At 54.7% G+C, this 18,939-nt stretch carries 16 protein-coding genes and 1 pseudogene; all 17 read right to left on the minus strand.

Annotated features, from left to right (window positions below):
• Positions 1 to 84: 84 nt before the first annotated feature.
• Positions 85 to 1,476 (minus strand): colanic acid biosynthesis protein WcaM, encoded by a 1,392-nt coding sequence (gene wcaM / locus ACJ9Y9_RS15540; protein WP_028018516.1) that lies wholly within the window; start codon positions 1,474 to 1,476, stop codon positions 85 to 87.
• 12 nt (positions 1,477 to 1,488) lie between these two features.
• Positions 1,489 to 2,709 (minus strand): colanic acid biosynthesis glycosyltransferase WcaL, encoded by a 1,221-nt coding sequence (gene wcaL / locus ACJ9Y9_RS15545; RefSeq protein WP_028018515.1) that lies wholly within the window; start codon positions 2,707 to 2,709, stop codon positions 1,489 to 1,491.
• Positions 2,706 to 3,986, minus strand: a complete 1,281-nt coding sequence (wcaK, locus tag ACJ9Y9_RS15550) for a colanic acid biosynthesis pyruvyl transferase WcaK (protein WP_028018514.1) — start codon at positions 3,984 to 3,986, stop codon at positions 2,706 to 2,708. Before wcaK ends, wcaL begins: the two co-directional genes overlap by 4 nt.
• Before the next feature lie 17 nt (positions 3,987 to 4,003).
• Positions 4,004 to 5,482 (minus strand): colanic acid undecaprenyl disphosphate flippase WzxC, encoded by a 1,479-nt coding sequence (gene wzxC / locus ACJ9Y9_RS15555; RefSeq protein ID WP_028018513.1) that lies wholly within the window; start codon positions 5,480 to 5,482, stop codon positions 4,004 to 4,006.
• Between the two features lies 1 nt (position 5,483).
• Positions 5,484 to 6,878, minus strand: a complete 1,395-nt coding sequence (wcaJ, locus tag ACJ9Y9_RS15560) for an undecaprenyl-phosphate glucose phosphotransferase (RefSeq protein WP_028018512.1) — start codon at positions 6,876 to 6,878, stop codon at positions 5,484 to 5,486.
• Positions 6,879 to 6,924: 46 nt separating this feature from the next.
• Positions 6,925 to 8,295 carry a colanic acid biosynthesis phosphomannomutase CpsG gene (cpsG, locus tag ACJ9Y9_RS15565; protein WP_231079185.1) on the minus strand — a complete coding sequence of 457 codons (1,371 nt, stop codon included), beginning with the start codon at positions 8,293 to 8,295 and terminating at the stop codon, positions 6,925 to 6,927.
• Positions 8,296 to 8,404: 109 nt separating this feature from the next.
• Positions 8,405 to 9,841, minus strand: coding sequence for a mannose-1-phosphate guanyltransferase (gene cpsB, locus ACJ9Y9_RS15570; protein WP_028016378.1), 1,437 nt, complete (start codon positions 9,839 to 9,841; stop codon positions 8,405 to 8,407).
• A 3-nt stretch (positions 9,842 to 9,844) separates the two neighbouring features.
• On the minus strand, positions 9,845 to 11,068 hold the full coding sequence (gene wcaI / locus ACJ9Y9_RS15575) for a colanic acid biosynthesis fucosyltransferase WcaI (RefSeq protein ID WP_028016377.1): 1,224 nt from the start codon (positions 11,066 to 11,068) through the stop codon (positions 9,845 to 9,847).
• A gap of 125 nt (positions 11,069 to 11,193) precedes the next feature.
• Positions 11,194 to 11,667 (minus strand): annotated as a pseudogene (locus ACJ9Y9_RS15580) (GDP-mannose mannosyl hydrolase); the annotation flags it as partial.
• Positions 11,668 to 11,669: 2 nt separating this feature from the next.
• A complete protein-coding gene (locus tag ACJ9Y9_RS15585) occupies positions 11,670 to 12,635 on the minus strand; it encodes a GDP-L-fucose synthase (protein WP_028016375.1) in 966 nt (321 codons plus the stop codon).
• A gap of 2 nt (positions 12,636 to 12,637) precedes the next feature.
• Entirely contained in the window at positions 12,638 to 13,759 is a 1,122-nt protein-coding gene (gmd, locus tag ACJ9Y9_RS15590) for a GDP-mannose 4,6-dehydratase (RefSeq protein ID WP_028016374.1), read from the minus strand.
• Positions 13,760 to 13,782: 23 nt separating this feature from the next.
• Entirely contained in the window at positions 13,783 to 14,331 is a 549-nt protein-coding gene (gene wcaF, locus ACJ9Y9_RS15595; protein WP_028016373.1) for a colanic acid biosynthesis acetyltransferase WcaF, read from the minus strand.
• Between the two features lie 16 nt (positions 14,332 to 14,347).
• Positions 14,348 to 15,094: a colanic acid biosynthesis glycosyltransferase WcaE gene (wcaE, locus tag ACJ9Y9_RS15600; RefSeq protein WP_028016372.1), complete on the minus strand. Its 747-nt coding sequence runs from the start codon at positions 15,092 to 15,094 to the stop codon at positions 14,348 to 14,350.
• Between the two features lie 12 nt (positions 15,095 to 15,106).
• Positions 15,107 to 16,327, minus strand: coding sequence for a colanic acid polymerase WcaD (gene wcaD / locus ACJ9Y9_RS15605; protein ID WP_028016371.1), 1,221 nt, complete (start codon positions 16,325 to 16,327; stop codon positions 15,107 to 15,109).
• The gene (gene wcaC / locus ACJ9Y9_RS15610) at positions 16,302 to 17,519 is read right to left on the minus strand and encodes a colanic acid biosynthesis glycosyltransferase WcaC (RefSeq protein ID WP_028016370.1); all 1,218 of its coding nucleotides are present in this window, start codon (positions 17,517 to 17,519) and stop codon (positions 16,302 to 16,304) included. Before wcaC ends, wcaD begins: the two co-directional genes overlap by 26 nt.
• The gene (gene wcaB / locus ACJ9Y9_RS15615) at positions 17,516 to 18,007 is read right to left on the minus strand and encodes a colanic acid biosynthesis acetyltransferase WcaB (protein ID WP_023312402.1); all 492 of its coding nucleotides are present in this window, start codon (positions 18,005 to 18,007) and stop codon (positions 17,516 to 17,518) included. The genes wcaC and wcaB overlap by 4 nt, the downstream gene beginning before the upstream one ends.
• Positions 18,007 to 18,849 (minus strand): colanic acid biosynthesis glycosyltransferase WcaA, encoded by an 843-nt coding sequence (wcaA, locus tag ACJ9Y9_RS15620; RefSeq protein ID WP_028016369.1) that lies wholly within the window; start codon positions 18,847 to 18,849, stop codon positions 18,007 to 18,009. The genes wcaB and wcaA overlap by 1 nt, the downstream gene beginning before the upstream one ends.
• Positions 18,850 to 18,939 lie beyond the last annotated feature (90 nt).

Below are 18,939 nucleotides of genomic sequence, written 5' to 3' on the forward strand. Positions count from 1 at the left end.
CTTAGCCCCACAAATTTCTGTAGTTGTAATCTGATTCGATCACGCTTTTATGCCAGGAATAGTCCCAAAACCGACGATTGTCTATTATCTGTGCGGAAGCGCAAAATTAAGCCTTTCCACATTCACAACCTGCTGATCCACCCGGTCAATATCCACCGAGCTTTGTCCCTTCTCATTAACCGCTTTGATGTTCGCCAGCGACAGCAGCGTCTCGTCTTTAGCCATAAACTTACCGCGTACATCTTTACGCAGATCGAAATTAATCTTCAGGGCAGGCCCCACGGCAGCTTCCTGCATAACATTGATATTTCGTAAGAAAAGATGCTGTGGCTTATTGTGCAGTTCCAGGGTAGCGCGCTGCATCTCAACGTTGGTAATCGCCACAAAAGACGTCGCGTTACCGGATGAAATTTGTACTCCGCGCAGCTTATACGCCAGTTGCCGATTATCCAGACGAATATTGTTGAGTTTGAAGTTCTGCGGAATGGACAAATAATCGCCTTTTATCACCCCGTAACCGATTAACATACCGGCACTATTGACCATATCGACATTATCAATAATGAAATTATCACAACCATAAATAGCGACGGTGGCGTTGTCTATTCCCGCCTTTTTACTGAAGTCAGGGGTTATGTTTTTGGCCTTAATATTGCGGATAACAAAATGTTTTCCGTTTTCAACGTGCACTAGCTGACGACAGTTGCTGCCCGTGATGTTTGCCACCACGAAGTTCTTGACGGTTTGTTTTTCCGGATAGTCATTATCATAAGTGCTCCCGGCAAGGCCAATGCCGATGCCCCAGTTGATCTTGCCGTTAGTGCAGTTAATGTTGTCGATGACATGGTCGGAAATCAGGATATTGCGGTCATTGATGGCCACGTTCCACTCGATCGCATCACCCTGCAGGTGGCTAAATTTGCTGTTGGTGATTCGGGCACCGTCCACCTGATTATGGAAACCCTGGCGCAAGATGGCGTAGTTGGCCTGACTGACGCTGATGTTATCAATCAGCAAATTGCGCATTACGCTCGGTTTCTTGCCGCCGATGTAGATCTGCGTCACCGGGCCAAACCCGCTCATGGCCAGCCCTTTGATAACGCAGTCAGAGCCGCGAACGTCGAGCGTAATGTTCTCCGTGCGGCCCGCACCTTCACCTATCACTTTGCTGCCTTCCTGCAACACAAAGCGGCCGCGGCCGTTGCCGGTTAATGCCCCGCGGATCAGCAGCGTTTTACCATCGGGAATGAAAATGCCCGTATTGATGTTTTCGCAGGTGAGTCCCGCAGGTACAACGACCGTATCACCGTCGTTAAACGCCTGCTTAAAGGCGGCAATCCAGTCGTTGTTATTGTACTGATTAACAGAGACCGTCTTTCCGCTTGCCGCCCGCGCAATGCGGGACGACAACAGCGGCGTGGCCGCCAGAACGGACAGAGAAGAGACAAAGGTGCGTCGGGTAATCTTTTTCAGCATACAACCTCGGCGTTACAGCGTTTGCAGCAGGCTCGCTAACTGGCGATTAATCACCTGCTGGTTAAAATCGGTTTCAACTTTTTGTCGGGCATTGTGGAGCACAGGCTCCAGCGCCTGCTGGTCGATGTCGCTAAATGCCGCTAATCGATCGGCCAGCGCCATAGCATTATTCTCCGGCACCAGCCAGCCGGAATGGTCAGACTTAATCAGCTCCGGGATCCCGCTGTGCAGCGTAGAAACCACCGGAATACCGACGGCCATCGCCTCCATCAGCGCCACCGGAATACCTTCCATATCGCCATCAGCGCCCGTTACCGAGGGCAGCAGGAACACATCCGCCTCATCAAGCATGGCCTTCACCTCGTGGCTTGGCTTGAAGCCCGGCATCTCGATGACGTCTTCCAGTTGATACTGTTCAATCAGCGTGCGCAGTCGACGCTCCCACGGTCCAATGCCGAGAATGCGATAGTGGAAATCCACCCCACGCGCTTTCAGCTGCCGGCAGGCTTCGATAGCCACATGCAGACCTTTCTTCTCCGTCAAACGCGCAACAGAAATGATCTGCAGCGGTTTACCCGGCACCTTCACCGGACGGCGGGTAAAGCGCGTTAAATCCACGCCCATACGAGAAACGGTAATTTTCTCCCCCGGACAGCCCATATTTTTCAGGCGCCCGGCCCACAGGTCGCTGATGGGCAGCATCATGTCACCGCGTCGGAAAAGCTGCTGATACTCCGGCGTGTAGTGGTTCAAAACTTCGCGGCTGGAAATGTCGATACCGTGGAAAATGGTCGCAATTTTACCGTCAATCACGCCCAGCTCGCGCAGCTTCGCGGCGGTGACGCCCGCCGGGCCAAAGTGGGCGATAAACACATCCGCACGATACGGCTGCGCCGTTTGTCCGCAGATGGCCGACAGGATCAGATTGCGAGATTCGGACCCATAGCGGGAAACATTCAGCGCCCGCCATGTCGATGCGCGATGGAATCCACGTAAAGTCTGGCTGGCGCGGTGGCGTAGCTTATTCAGCTTCCCGGACGGCTCATCCTGCAGCCAGCGGGTTTTCGCCTCCAGCCCATACTGGGTATAGGCCGCATGGGTGTTTTTGGTATCGCCCTTTTGCAGGGCGATAATCTCCACGTCATATCCCATATCGATAAACGCGGTGATTTGGTTCAGGACAAACGTTTCAGACGACAGCGGAAATTTCAGTAAGAAGAAACCAACCTTCATTTCCCCTCCCGGACGCGGTCAAGCACCGATTTCACCATCCCAATGCCCTTCTCGCGCTCGGCTTTCACCGCCACGGCCAGGCGTTCATTGATGACAGGTAACTGACCCAGGGTGTCCCCCACCATCGCACCGAGCGAACCATCCAGCAGATGACGAATATCCACGGCCATTTCCGGCATTCCAAGCTGCTGCATAATCCCTGCAGACTTGTGCTCATAGTTAATGGCAATGGCCGGCGTGCCAAAGTTCATGGAAATAATGGCCGAGTGCAGGCGCGTGCCCACCGTCAGATCGCAGGCAGAGAGCAGCTTGCCCATCTCAAGATCGTTCAGTTCATCCATCACCACGTGATAGCGGGACGGGTCATTAACCAGGCTGCGCAGATTCAGCGCCACCATGCGGTCATCTTTGTTGTAGCTGTCGATACCGGTGCAGGTGGAAAGCGCCAGTACCTGGTAACCGCTGTCCAGCACACGGTTCACCACGTCGGCGAAGGCTTTCTCATATGCCGCCTGCGTCGTGCCTAAACGTTTATCAAAAGGCGCCAGCTCGCGCAGGGTTATTGCGACGGTTTTCTGTTTCGCAGCCACGTCGAGCCAGTGCTGCACCGCGTAGCTTGGCTGGAAGCTGTCGTCCTGGTGATCCACCAGCCAGGCCGTGTCCACGCCGTGCTCAACTTTTGAGGTGTCGATCTCGCTGCGCTTCATCATCTCAAGGCTGACCGACTCGCGCAGGATCAGGGCATCGCAGTGGCCGAAGACATAGTTTGCCAGCTGGTTAAACTGCGGGTCCTGGAAGGGCCCGACGCTGTGACCAATCATAAACAGCGGCTTTTTCGCCATGAACGTACACAGCGCATGCTCAAACTGCGGCACGCCGTAGAGATCGACGAAGAACGAGCCGCCGACCTGGATAATGGCGTCGTAACCCGACAGCAGACGGACGAAATCGGTAAAGCCCTGCGCAATAGCGATGTTGCGCAGCTTGCCGGTATCGGTCACGCGGGAAAGCAGCACCTGATGCTGGTAGCGACGGCGCAGGACTTTCTTCACGCGCCCCATCACGCCCGCGGCGTTGTTATGCTGTTTCATCTGGCTGTAAAGCGGGTCACCCATTACCGGGCGGTTCAGTAGCCAGGATGAACTCACCGGATAACGGCTCATCACATCCACTTCGGTCTCAGGCTTAAGGGTGTTAATCGCATCCAGTAAACCGCGCAGGATGGCGCTGTCGCCACGGTTGCCGCAGGTATGGTTGCCAAGAATTAATAATTTCATAATGGCCTCTTAAATAACTAGCCTGCGCGAAGCAGCGTTTTCATTTTTTCGTTACGGCAAAACTGGCGCTTCATCTCTACCACCAGCGCATTGCGTGAAAGCACAATCATCACGCCGAATGCCAGCACACCCGCCACTACCTGCACCGCCAGCAGCGCGGCCAGCGACAGATGACCATTGAGGAGCACACCCAGACCGTAGCTCACCGCCAGGGTTGGCAATGAGAGATAGAACGGCAGCCACAGGCTCAGGATGTACTGACGGTAGCTGGAGCCCAGCACCGGCTTGATCATGATGAAGTAGCTCAGCACGGTGTTGACGATCTGCACCAGCAGGAAGCCCAGCGTGACGCCGATGGCCCCCGCCATATGTCCGCCAACAATAATCGCCGGGATAAACAGGAAGGTTTTGAACACGTTGAACTTAAAGCTGATATCCACGCGCGCTTTTGCCATCAGCAGGGACCCAATCGGGTTCCCTACGGAGCGCAGCAGCCCCACCACGCACAGCAGCTGCAGGATCGGGATGATGCCGTTCCATTTCTCGCCAAACACCAGCGGCACGAAGTTGCTGGACACCACCATCAGCCCCAGCAGCACCGGGAAGTTAATGATCCCCACCACGGAAAGCAGCTTGTAGAAGTTGACGCGCAGCTTCTCGGTGTCATCCTGGATCTTGGCGAACGCCGGGAACAGCACGCGGGTGATTATCGGGTTCAGCTTCATCGGCGGCACCACCGCGACGTTATAGGCCAGGTTGTAGCCCCCCGCCACGCTTGCGCCCAGAATACGTGCCAGCACCAGCGTTGAGAGGTTGGTGTTGACGTAGTTGATGATGCTATCTGCCGTCAGCCATGCGCCAAAGCGCAGGTTGGACGAAACGGAAGCGAGAGAGAAATGCAGCCCCGGACGGTAGATCTTGCGGCCAAAATAACCGAACAGCAGCGTACGTACGGCAGAGTTAACCAGATACCCCAGAATGGCGGTCATCGCCAGCGGCCAGAAATGGGCGCTCACCACGGTGAAGGTAAAGCCCGCCAGTACGGCACTGGTCTCGATCATGCCGATCTTGTTGAACTCCAGCTCTTTTTGCATCAGCGCGCGGAACTGCTGCCCGTGCGGGATCACTACAAAGGCAAACGACAGCGTACGCATCAGCGGGGCGAGATCCGGGTTATGCAGCACGCTGGCGATGGTGTCGCTCAGCAGGAACACCAGCACAAACACGAAAATCCCCAGCCCCACGTTCAGCCAGTAGAGCGTGGTCAGTTCAAGATGGCTGATTTCTTTGCGCTGGATAATCGAGTTGGCGATACCAAAGTCAGACAGCGTATCGGCCAGGGCGATAATCACCAGCGAAACGGTCAGCAGACCGAACTGGTGATTATCAATAATGCGCGCCAGAACGGTCATCTGCACCAGGCCGAGGCCAATAATGACGATGGTCGCCATCGCTGACCACTTGGCGCCGCTGATGGTTTTTTCACGTAAGCTCATCTTAGTACGCCGCTTTGTTCACGAAACCTTTGAAGATGGTCAGAAAGACGATCTTGATATCGAACCAGAGACTCCATTCGCGGATGTACTCCAGGTCAAACTCAACGCGTTTTTCCATTTTTTCCAGCGTGTCGGTTTCTCCGCGCCAGCCGTTGATCTGCGCCCAGCCGGTAATACCTGGCTTCACTTTATGGCGCAGCATGTAACCTTCAATCAGCGAGCGGTACTGTTCGTTATGCGCCACCGCATGCGGACGCGGGCCAACAATCGACATCCCACCGGTGAACACATTGATAAACTGCGGCAGCTCATCAAGTGAGGTACGGCGCAGGAAGTTACCCACGCGGGTGACGCGCGGATCGTTCTGCGTTGCCTGCGTCACCACCTTGTCATTCTCCATCACCTTCATGGAGCGGAATTTCCACACCATGATCGGCTTACCGTCCATACCGTAGCGGGTTTGGCGGAAGATGACCGGCCCCGGAGAGCTCAGCTTTACCGCCAGCGCTATGCAGCACAGCACCGGAGAGATCAGCAGCAAAATCAGCGAAGAGAGCACGATATCTTCCAGGCGCTTTAGCACGCGGTTAATACCCGACAGCGGCGTGTCGTACAGCGGTACGACCGGCACACCGTTCACCTCTTCAATACGGGAGTGAAGAATGTTGAAGGTAAAGACGTCCGGGATCAGGATCACCGAACAGGTGGTATCCGCCAGTTCACGCATCAGTTTCTTAATGCGGGATTCGTCTTTCATCTGCATGGCAATGTAGACGTTGTGAATTTTGCCGGCTTTCGCATCGTCGATAAGCTGGTCATAATTGCCGGCCCAGCCCGCAGGCACGCCGCCAGGCTTAGGTTCGTGATAAATCCCGACCACTTCAAAACCTAACCACGGCTCTTTGCGGAAGCTGTCGAGCAGCACCTGCCCCACCGGCAAATCACCGGCCACGGCGACAAAGCGACGGTTATAACCCCGGTTACGCAGCCAGCCCGCGCCAAAGCGGATCAGGGAACGGCAGACCACCATGCCAACGCTGGTGAGCAGATACCAGCACAGATAGGTCACGAGGCGATTATCGAAATCATGGCTAAACGCCACCAGACCCGCGCTGAAGATCAGGCTTAAGGTCCAGTTCTGCAGCAGCAGCATCAGTTCGGTGGTCATTTTCACACCGCGCCACGAGCGGTAGAAATCCGTCATCCCGCCGATCATCTGAAACACAACCAGCGCAATCAATGCCATCAGCAGATGCATGTATAAGAACGGTAGCCCGCCGATCCGACACACCGCCCATAATCCACCGACCATGATGGTGATATCAGAAAAACGCTGCACCATAGAGATTAACGATGCATTCGTTCTCGCTCGCTCGCGTTTTTTTAGATTCGTCATCGTTGTTCCTGTTTTCGGTTCCCCCTCCCGCGGGGAGGGGCAATTTTTACTGATTCAACAGCGCCAGAATGTCCTTCGTTCGTGCTTCCATTAGCGCAGTATCCGCACGGGATTCCACGTTCAGGCGCACCACCGGCTCGGTGTTAGACGAGCGCAGGTTGAAGCGCCACTGCGGGAACGCCATGCTGATGCCGTCCGTGCGGTCAATTTCCAGCGCGTGCAGGGCAAAGTGGTGCTCCACGCGGGCAATGGCCTCGGCCGGCTGCGCCAGCTTGCTGTTGATCTCCCCGCTCGCCGGGAACGCCGCCATACGGTCGCGTACCAGCTCGCCCAGCGTCTGTCCCTTCAGGCACAGCAGCTCGGTGACCAGCAGCCATGGGATCATCCCGCTGTCGCAGTAGGCAAAATCACGGAAGTAGTGGTGGGCGCTCATCTCGCCGCCGTAGATGGCGTCTTCTTCGCGCATGCGCTCTTTGATGAAGGCGTGGCCGGTTTTGGACATCACCGGCGTGCCGCCTGCCGCGGACACCACATCGACGGTATTCCAGGAGAGACGCGGGTCGTGAATGATTTTCGCCCCCGGATTTTTCTCAAGGAACGCTTCCGCCAGCAGGCCGACAATGTAGTAGCCCTCGATGAACTGCCCTTTCTCGTCGAACAGGAAGCAGCGGTCGAAATCGCCGTCAAAGGCGATGCCCATGTCCGCGCCGTGCTCAATCACCGCGTTGCGGGTGTCGTCGCGGCACTCCGGCAGCAGCGGGTTAGGAATACCGTTCGGGAAGTTGCCGTCCGGGGTGTTGTGCACTTTGATGAAGGTCACCGGCACGTTCAGCGCCTTAAAGCGGGCTTCCAGGGCATCGACAACCGGACCGGCCGCGCCGTTACCGGAGTTAATCACCAGCTTCAGCGGCTTGAGGTTTGCCACGTTGATGTAGCCCAGCAGGTGGTCGATGTACTCTTTTTGCAGATGGATTTTTTTGTAGCTGCCGCGCTTCGCGTCGTTCACCGGCGGGAAATCGTTAGCTTCCGCCAGACGCTGCACGTCGCGAAGGCCGGTGTCGCCGCTGATTGGGCGCGCGCCCTTGCGCACCAGCTTCATGCCGTTGTAGTCCATCGGGTTGTGGCTGGCCGTTACTTCGATACCACCGTCCACGCCCAGGTGGAAGGTGGCAAAGTAAATCTCTTCGGTCCCGGAGAGACCGATATCCAGCACGTCCACACCCGCATCCTGCAGCCCTTTCGCCAGCGCCAGCTTCAGGGACTCACTGGTCAGACGCACGTCGCCGCCCAACACGATGGTCTGCGGTTTTAAATATTCACCGTACGCGCGACCAATGCGCCACGCGATGTCTTCATTCAGCTCTTCGCCCAGCTTGCCGCGAATATCGTAGGCTTTAAAACAGGTTAACTTTTCCATGATGACCCCTTTTTCAGGCAACAGTCGGCCCGCCCGATTAACAGGCAAAATTGTTTTTATTCATTCGTAAGCCGGATAAGCGAAGCGCCATCCGGCGTTAAAGACGGTGTTACACGCGCCCGTAGCGGTCCTGGAAGCGCACGATATCGTCCTCTTCCAGATATGAGCCAGAACGCACTTCAATTAAGTCGAGCGGAATTTTCCCGGGGTTCTCCAGACAATGCGTCGCCCCCAGCGGAATATAAATGGACTCGTTTTCACCCAGCAGTTTGACTTCACCGTCAATGGTGACTTTCGCGGTACCTGCCACCACCACCCAGTGCTCGGCGCGGTGATGGTGCATCTGAACGGACAGACCCTCACCCGGTTTCACGGTGATGCGTTTCACCTGATAGCGATCGCCCGCGTCGATGGAGTCATATTTCCCCCACGGACGGTACACTTCGCGGTGAATGTGGTGTTCATGACGACCATCGGCCTTAATCTTCTCCACCACTTTTTTAACGTCCTGCACCGCGTTACGGTCGGCAATCAACACCGCGTCTTTCGTTTGCACCACCACCAGATCTTTCACGCCCACCGTGGTAACCAGCCCGGATTCAGCGTAAACGTAGCTGTTTTCCGTCTTATGGCTGATTACATCACCATGGTGGACATTTCCCTCCGGGGTGTGGGCACTGATCTCCCAAAGCGATGACCAGGAGCCAACATCGCTCCAGCCCGCATCCATCGGTACCACGACGGCGTCAGCCGTGCGTTCCATCACCGCATAGTCAATAGACTCTTCCGGGCAGGCGAGGAAAGCCTCTTCATCCACGCGGATAAAGTCGAGATCCGGGTCCACCACTGCCATCGCCTTTTCGCAGGCGTTCAGAATATCCGGGCGATATTTTTCCAGTTCTTCCAGATAGCGTCCGGCGCGGAACAGGAACATCCCGCTGTTCCAGTAGTATTCACCGCTGGCGACATAGGCCTGCGCGGTTTCCAGATTCGGTTTTTCAACAAACTGCGCCACGTCAAACGCCACGCTGTCGCCTTCACCAGGCGTCACGCTGCCACGGCGAATGTAGCCATAGCCGGTTTCCGGGAGATCCGGCACGATGCCGAACGTCACCAGTTTGCCGCTTTCGGCATAAGGAATGGCCGCACGCACTGCATTGCGAAACGCCTCTTCCTGCTGAATAACGTGGTCTGCCGCCAGCACCAGCATCAGCGGGTCGCAATCCGGACTGCTGCGTTTTGCTGCCAGTGCTGCCAGAGCGATAGCAGGCGCGGTATTACGACCGGCCGGCTCCAGAATGATGTTTTCGGTGAGTTTATTCAGCTGGCGCAATTGCTCAGCCACGATAAAACGGTGCTGCTCGTTACAAATCACCACCGGGCTTTCACACTCCACGCCATGCAGACGGTTCACCGTGGTCTGCAGCATAGTGAGATCCCCTTTCAGGCAGAGGAACTGTTTTGGATAGAGCACGCGGGACAGCGGCCACAACCGGCTACCAGAGCCACCAGCCATCACAACCGGATACAAAGTGGTTTGACTCATGATTTATCCCCGTATATCTGCAATAAATTGGCTCAACACGTTCTCTTTTTCGAGCGTGCGTTCGGCATATTCACGTGCCACCGTATTCACTTTTGGCATGGCCAGTGCCTGTTGAATGCCGGTGACCAGCGCCGGGACCGATTCCGGCTCCACGCACACGGCAATCCCCGGATAGCTGTTACACAGCTGGCCTAATTCTGTTTCGGCTTCTGCTGTAATCACCGCGTTGCCACCCACTGCCAGAATATTCGTCAGTTTGGACGGCAGCACCGCATCCGCCGCGCCGCGCTTCTGCACAACCAGATGGCAATCGCCCATCTTCAGCAGCGCAGGCAGAGCTTCGTAGGACTGAAGCGGGAAGAATTTCACGTTGGTCAGGCCGCGTTCGCTTGCCATTTTTTCCAGCCGCGCCTTTCCACCGCCCTGCCCGACAATCACAAACATCCATGGCTGCTTGCTGAGCAACTGGGCCGCTTCAATCACGCTCTCCAGCCCCTGCTTTTCACCGATGTTGCCTGAATAAAGAATGATTTTTTGATCATCAGGCAAACCGAGCTGGGCGCGTAGCGCCTGAGCGTCACTTTCAGTCACGTCGCGAAAACGCGCCACTTCTGACCAGTTGGGGAAGAAGATCACCTTCTGAGCCGGAACGCCCTTCTCCTGCGCTTTGTTCATCATTGAGCGCGAGATGGTCGAGACATAATCCACGTTATGCAGACCGCTACGCTCAAACGCGCTGGCGAGTTTCGCCACTTTGCCGCCTTTACTTTTGCCTGCCATCCCCAGGCCAAGCATGGCGTCCACTTCATAATCCTGAATATGCAGCAAGGTGCGCGCGCCGGAGAGTTTGCCCAGCAGGCGCATGCCTGGCGTGCAAAACAGCGTCGGCACCACGCCGATGATGCGATCCGGCTTCCAGCGACGTTGCGCCATCAGCGGGAAAAAACTGCTCAGGGCAAAGCTGCCAAGGTGAATCAAGCGTTTCAGCGTTGACGGCTGCTTAGGCACATACAGCGGGCAGCGCCAGACGGTAGCCGCCCCCTCTTCGCGCCGGTAGCGCCAGCTTGAGTAACGCTCGCCCACTTTCCATTCCGGGTAGTACGGCGGCGCGGTAATGACCCGCACGTCATGTCCCTGGCTCGCCATCCACTCGACCATCTCGCCGGTGTATTTCCCGATACCGGTTAGCTCCGGTGAGTAGTTGATTCCATACACTAAAATTTTCATACACTTCATCCTTCAACCTGACTCTGCGTTGGCTGCGTCTGCTCACCCCAGTCACTTGCTTCAGCAAGCTCCTGGGGATTCCCAGACTTGCCGCCTTGATTCAGGCTGAATGATTTCGTGTAACATCCCGGCACTCCGGACTGACGATCTGCCAGGAAATACGCCCGACTGTTGTCGTGGACGTTGTCGCTCGCGAGCAACGCCTCTGGCGTCTGCCAGCGGTAGTCGTCATGCTGAGCATCAGGCAGACGCAGGTCTGCCTCATGCACCTTCAGGCGGAACCCCAGCACGATGTAGTGCGTGCTGAACCCGGTGCCCGAAAAGTTATCGTCATAGAAGTGCTGCCAGACCCCGTAAAACTGGCCCGCCGCCATCGGCAGCTTAAGGCCCAGTTCTGCCAGAGTGAGACGCTCAAACGCATCGCTTAGCATCTCATCCTTCTGCACGCGCCCGCCGGGCACGAACCAGAAGCCCTGTGCAGGACGGTTGGTTCGTTTCCCCAGCAAGAACTCGCCGCGTTCGTTCTCCACAATCAAATCTATTGAGATGAGCGGAGTGGAACGAACGATCGTGGCAAAATCTTCCTGACTTAAAAACATCGTTACCCCCGGAAGCGGTGCTGGTTTTCCAGGAACCACTGGTAGGTACTGGCCAGTCCCTGTTCCAGTGACACCTCGTGATACCAGCCCAACTGATGCAGACGGGTCACGTCCAGCAGTTTGCGCGGCGTGCCGTCCGGTTTGGTGGCGTCAAACACCACGCGGCCTTTGTAGCCCACCACCTGCGCGATGGTTTGCGCCAGCTCGCGGATGGTGCAGTCAATGCCGGTACCGACGTTGATGTGCGACAGCATTGGCTCGGTGTTCTCCTGCCACACCTCGCGATCCAGCTCCATCACGTGAATGCTGGCGGCCGCCATGTCGTCCACGTGCAGGAATTCACGCATTGGCGTGCCGCTGCCCCACACCACCACATCCGGCGCGTTCTCGGCGGTCGCCTCGTGAAAACGACGCAACAGCGCCGGGATCACGTGCGAGTTGCTCGGGTGGAAGTTGTCGTGCGGCCCGTACAGGTTGGTCGGCATCACCGAGCGATAGTCGCGGTTATACTGACGGTTGTAAGACTCGCACAGCTTGATCCCGGCAATCTTGGCGATGGCGTAAGGTTCGTTGGTCGCTTCCAGCGTCCCCTGCAGCAGTTCGCTTTCGGCGATGGGCTGCTTTGCCATTTTCGGGTAGATACAGGATGAGCCGAGGAACAACAGCTTATTCACGTTGTGCAGGTGCGCCGCGTGAATGATGTTGCTCTCAATCATCATGTTCTCGTAGATGAAATCCGCCGGGTAGGTGTTGTTAGCGACAATGCCCCCCACCTTCGCCGCCGCCAGATACACCTGGTCAATGCGTTCGTTTGCAAAGAAGTCCTGTACCGCACGGCTATCGAGCAGGTTTAGCTCGTCACGCGTGCGGACAACGACTTCAACGTCACCGCGCTGCTCCAGCTGGCGAACAATCGCGGAACCCACCATTCCGCGATGACCGGCGACAAAAATACGTTGTTTTGTCATTCTCAGGACTCCAGCGCGATGGCAACCTCGTAGCCATGAGACTTGAGCAGGGAGTGTTTTTTCGCTGCTTCAAGATCTTTGGCTACCATCTCGGAAACCATCTCCTGCAGAGTGGTCTCGGGTTTCCAGCCCAGGGTCTCGTGCGCTTTGGTTGGGTCGCCGAGCAGGGTTTCCACTTCAGCAGGACGGAAGTAACGCGGGTCAACCTGAACAATCACGTCGCCTGGCTTCACGCCCGGTGCGTCGTGGCCAGTTACGGAAACCACAATGCCCTTCTCATCCACGCCGGTGCCTTCAAAGCGCAGTTTGATGCCCAGCTGTGCCGCAGCCATTTCAACGAACTGACGGACGGAATACTGCACGCCGGTCGCGATGACGAAGTCTTCTGGTTTGTCCTGCTGCAGCATCATCCACTGCATTTTCACGTAGTCTTTGGCATGGCCCCAGTCACGCAGGGAGTCCATGTTGCCGAGGTGCAGGCACGATTCCAGACCCTGCGCGATGTTCGCGATAGCGCGGGTGATTTTGCGGGTCACGAAGGTTTCGCCGCGGCGTGGAGATTCGTGGTTGAACAGGATGCCGTTACAGGCATACATGCCGTAGGATTCACGGTAGTTCACGGTGATCCAGTAGGCGTAGAGTTTTGCTACTGCATACGGAGAACGCGGGTAGAACGGCGTGGTCTCTTTCTGCGGAATTTCCTGCACCAGGCCATACAGTTCGGAGGTGGATGCCTGGTAGAAGCGGGTTTTCTTCTCAAGGCCGAGGAAGCGGATCGCTTCCAGCAGACGCAGCGTGCCCATGGCATCAACGTCAGCGGTGTATTCCGGGGATTCGAAGGAAACCGCCACGTGGCTCATCGCGCCCAGGTTGTACACTTCATCTGGCTGCACTTCCTGCAGAATACGGGTCAGGTTGGAGGTATCGGTCAGGTCGCCGTAGTGCAGGTGGAATTTAGGGTTCGCCGCGTGTGGATCCTGATAAATATGATCCACACGTTCAGTGTTGAAAGACGACGCACGACGTTTAATACCGTGCACTTCATACCCTTTTTCCAGCAGTAACTCTGCCAGGTAAGAACCATCCTGCCCGGTAACGCCGGTGATGAGAGCGACTTTAGACATGTTTTATTCCTCTACTTATGAATTTAATCAGTTTCAACGCGTTCGCGTATCACCACTGCGGGGTTGCCACGGCAAACTTTATTTGCCGGTAGCGATTTAAAAACGCTGCTGCGGGCACCCACTACCGTGCCATCGCCAACAGAAACACCCGGTGCAACAAAAACATCTGTCGCCAGCCAGCATTTTTCACCGATCGCAATAGGTGACGCGGTAATATCAAAATGCTGACTCATAAAGTCGTGGCTGCCGGTACACAGATAACACTTCTGTGAAACCACCGAATTTGCGCCAATCGTAATTTCGCCAAGGGTATATAACACCGCGTCATCCCCTACCCATGCGTAATCCCCAAGCGTTAATTTCCAGGGATAGGTAATTTTTACCGACGGGCGAATAACTACGTTTTTTCCGATTTTTGCGCCAAACAGCCGCAATAAGAATGCTCGCCAGCGGTAGAGTATTTGCGGCGACCAGGCAAATAACGTTGCCTGAACGACCCACCACAACTGCACCTTAATACCGTTGCCCCCGCGAAAACCTTTCGGCACGGTGAATCCTTTAAGATCCTGCATTGCGTTTCCTTATATTTCAGGCTTTGTTATATAAGGCTTTGGTTTTACCTGTGGTTTTCAGACGTAATAAATAAGACAGTTCTGCCCAGAAGGCCGGCACGCGCAATATTTTTCGCTGTACGTTTTTTGCATCCTGGCACAACTCCAGGTTGTTCGAAGTGGATACACCGCCCATGGAAAATTCGGACACCAGCCCCTTAATTCGACGGAACGGGTAGCCAGACTTATATAAACTGGCTGCCAGCGCATAATCGGATGACACTTTAAACTGCAAGTCGTACGGCTGTTTTTTCAGACCTTTTACCGGAAAGAAAATGGCCTGATGACTGGCGGGTAGACTGTGATAGATATACCAACCCGGCTTCGCACTGCGGCAAACTTTATGTCCATCCCCGAAATCGAGCAGCGCATCGCCAATAAACATGGCCTCTTCTTTCTGGCGAGCCAGCTGTCGGGCAAACATCGCCACGTCATCGTGGAACACATCACCCGAATTCAGGAAGATCGCATAGCGACCCTTCGCCATCTCAATGCCTTTATTCATCGCATCGTAGATGCCTTTATCTTTCTCACTGATGTAGCGTAAGTTGAACTCACCGTTGAGTTTTTCCAGAAACTCCGCCGTGCCATCGTTCGACCCGCCATCAACCACGATCCACTCAAAGGTAAGGCTCGGATCGCGCGCCAGATTGCGCAGCGAGCGCCAGGTTTTTACCACCCCTTCGTAATTACGAAAAGCGACAGTAATGACGCTTAGAAACATAAGACCACCTCGTCATGAATTCGTAATATTAAGCGCTTTACGCAGAATAAACGGACAAACAATTAAGAAAGCATATTCCGGGCTAAATATTGAACCGGTAAAAAACAGCGACACTGGTGTAAACAGATAAAGCTGCACGCGAAAGTTCTGGTTATCACCAAACGCGTTAATCATCATTTTGAAAACTTTAAACAGATACCAAATTGTCAACAGTACGGCAAACCACGAAAAATAAATAATTAACAGATACAGACCATTGTCTATGGTTTTACCGACATCCGCACCGTTAAAGATTCCGAATGATGCAACATATTCGTAAAGTGAGCCAAATCTTACTACACCATCAATATGGGTTAAGGAATAACCCACCATCACCAGCGGACCAATGATGCGATAATAAGATGAAGACCCTTCCGTTCCCAAATCACCCAGACGTTCTGAGATGTACGGGAAAGCAAATATCACGCCGACCATGAATACCGTCAGGGAGATAATTGCCAGCGGCAGTTTTTTCTTAATTGCCTCTTTGTTCAGGTACTGGAACGCCCACTCCAGCAGGTAAAACAGGATAAATGTCATTACCCCCGAGAACGATCCTGACAGAACAATTCCTGCAAGAATCATAGCATCGGTCTTAGGCGTTTTGATACCAAACTGTTTGATGCTGAGCCAAATTGAGATTAACGCCAGAGCGAAAAACGCCGGTTCAAAATAGAGGGCCGTAGTACGCTTTCCGCCAAACTTGATGAAGTTCAATACATAGCTGTTACTGTAAATGAGATATTTCGAAATTATCTCCATCAGGCTACTACCACCTGTGAGAATAATTTGTGCCATTTCCAGTGCGGCAAGCATAACAATTAACGCAACGGCAATATAAAAGAACCTAAGGATTTTCCGATAATTGTGTGGAGAAATGGTTTTAAACCGAATACTCCAGACCATTCCGATAATAATGACAATATAAACAAACAGCATGGTCGAGGTGACGTATTTACTGGCATCCAGTGACTGACCAAAGATGTAGTTAAATAGCGTCAGGCCCGTCCCCATCCCCAGGGCAATCATCAGCTTCTTAAGGTTGATTTTATCGACATACAGCAGAAGCAGGACAGGCAAGAAAGTGACGATAGTTATCGGGAAGCTTTCGCCAAGCTGGGCAATCTTAACGTTAACCAGCAGGTAGATCAGCGGCAGCAGGAGATAACTACAGATTCTGATAGAACGAGACATACTCCTCCAGCATCTGTTGTCCACTGTAGGCCTTGCGGCTGCGCTTGCGGAACGATTCCAGGTCAGTACCAAATACGGCCTGCGCGATATCGGCTTTCGGCAGTTGCACCAGCGGCAGCACCTCGTTTTCAGCGAACGTTTTACCGCCCGATTTTTCCAGCACTTCGCGCGCAGCGTCGCTGTGGGTGGCAATCACCGGCACGCCGATAGAGAGTGCTTCGCAAAGGATCAGGGGGTAGTTATCCACGCGGGAGCTGAACACCAAGGCATCCATTTCGTTCAGTGCACTCATCAGTTTGCGTTTGTCGGTTTCAAACCCGTGATTGACCACGTTTGTCCCTTCGAACGGGGAAAACTTGCCGAAGGTATGCAGCTCGATGTTGTCGCCCAGCGCCATCATGTCGCGCACCAGCTGCTGATTGGTTTTACCGTCGTAACGCAGGTCATGCGCAACGATAGCGATTTTCGGTTTGCCCGTGGTTTCGGCCACCGGAGTCAGCTCGGCAAGAATGGCTTCCGTCGCCACGTCGATGCCGTTGTTGATAATCTTGCAGCGCCCTGCCCCGTAAAGGCTGTTGAACGCATCCGCCACATGCTGGCTTGGGGAGATAAACGTGCACCCCAGCCAAAGCATGTCGCGGAACAGCTGGCGCTTACCCTCCACCAGTTGATGAGCACGATCCACTTTCACCGGTGGGTAGTTACTTAATGTCGGGCATTTCCGGCAGTTATTTTTCCAGCCTTCGCAACCGTCGGTAAACGCACAGCGGCCGGTCACGCTCCAGTGATCGTGCAGCGTCCAGACAAAGCGGGTGTCCGGTTTATGTGCCTGCACGTTCTCACAAAACGCCACCACCTCTTCCAGGTTGAGCCAGTAGCTGTGCAACACATGAAAATGCAGCACCACCGGACCGGTGGTTCGCGTCACGGTGCGGTAGAGGTTATTCAGGTTGCCAAACAGATCGCGGTTAAACAGGCGGAACAGCGCAATGTTGGCGATCGACGTCAATCGTGGGGTCTGTTTCAACACCTGCGGATAGCGATCGTGGCTAACGCTTTTCTTACCCCCTTTGCCATAGCCATAGACAAAACGGGACTGTAACCCTTTTTGCAGCGCACGCTGATGCAGATCCAGCGCCACGCCGGCCGCCCCGCCTTCTGCGAGGCGTACGTTAAATTGCAGAATATTCATTTAATCACCTTCACGCGGGCTTTTTCTCCCACCACCAGCGCGTTATCCGGAATGCTGTCCAGCACCACGCTGCCAGCGCCAATGGTGACGTTATTACCAATCGTAATATCGCCAATGATCACCACGTTCGCGCCCAGCTCAACGTTATTGCCGATAACCGGGCACGCCAGACTGTCTGGCCCACGGTTACCGATGGTGACCGCATGACGAATAGTGAAATCATCCCCGGCGACCACGAACTTGTTGATCACCACCGCATAGCCGTGGTGGATGGTAAAGCGGCGGCCAATGGTGGCTGCGGCCTGAATCTCATAACCAAAAAAGCATTCGGTGATGATGCGGTACAGCACCAGCACCGGTGCCGCCCAGATATTGTTCAGCACATTTTTCTTACGCCACACCGAGCAAAAGTGCGCGATGCGGTAGGCCAGGACCATGCAGCACGGGCGCAGGCTCCAGCTGTTTGCGCGGCAATCTTCCAGAAACATTATTTCCCCCGAAGCCCGTCAGCCAGACGCTTGCCGTTACGCACGGAGAGCAATGTCAGCAGCGTGCGCCAGTTCATGCGCTTGTTGCGGATCTGATAGAGGGTAAAGAGCTGATACTTCCGGCTGGCACGGTCAAACTTGTCCTTGTGCTTGCGGTAAAAATGGAAGTAACCCGAGAATTTCTTCGGCGAGGAGGTGATTTGCATCTCCCCGTGGTTGATATGCAGGATCTGCGTGGCCTCTTCCACTTTCCACGGCTCACCGTATTCCACCACCATCCGAAGGAAGATGTCGTAATCCTGCGCGGCCTTGAGTTCGGTATCAAACAGGCACTCTTTAAAGCGCCACGCCCAGGTAAAGACCTGGTTACCAATAATGTTACGCTTGTAGAACAGGCGGCGGGAGTACGGTGATTTCGGGTACAACGGCAGGCTGGCAGGCTGCGAGTAGACTTCGCCCTGACAGACATAATCGTTGGCATACAGGAAAGCATGCGTGACCAACTGTTCCTTGTGTGACAGGAATGTCGACAGACGGTTCGGCGTCCATTCGTCATCGTCATCAATTCCGGTCAGGTATTGCCCTTTGGCCTGCGTGATCGCCTGATTGCGTACTGCACACGCGCCGGAATTAATCTCGTTATGCGTATACATCACGCGCGGGTCGTTGAGGTCGGCCACAAATTTCTGCAATTGCTCGAAAGAGGAGGAACAGTCATCAACGATGATCAGCTCCCAGTTATCGTAATCCTGTCGCAGTACAGATTTGATTGCACGGATCGCCAGCTGCTGACGATTCCATGTCGGCATATAGATTGAAACTAAAGGGCGTTGTGTGGTCATGGTCTTCCCCTTATCCCTCACCCCGCCCCTCTCCCGGAGGGAGAGGGGGAAAAGCGGCTCTCCCCTCAGAGGAGAGGGTCAGGGTGAGGG

It is taken from the genome of Enterobacter sp. CPE_E1241, from assembly GCF_045618265.1.
GTDB classification, from domain to species: Bacteria; Pseudomonadota; Gammaproteobacteria; order Enterobacterales; family Enterobacteriaceae; genus Enterobacter; species Enterobacter adelaidei.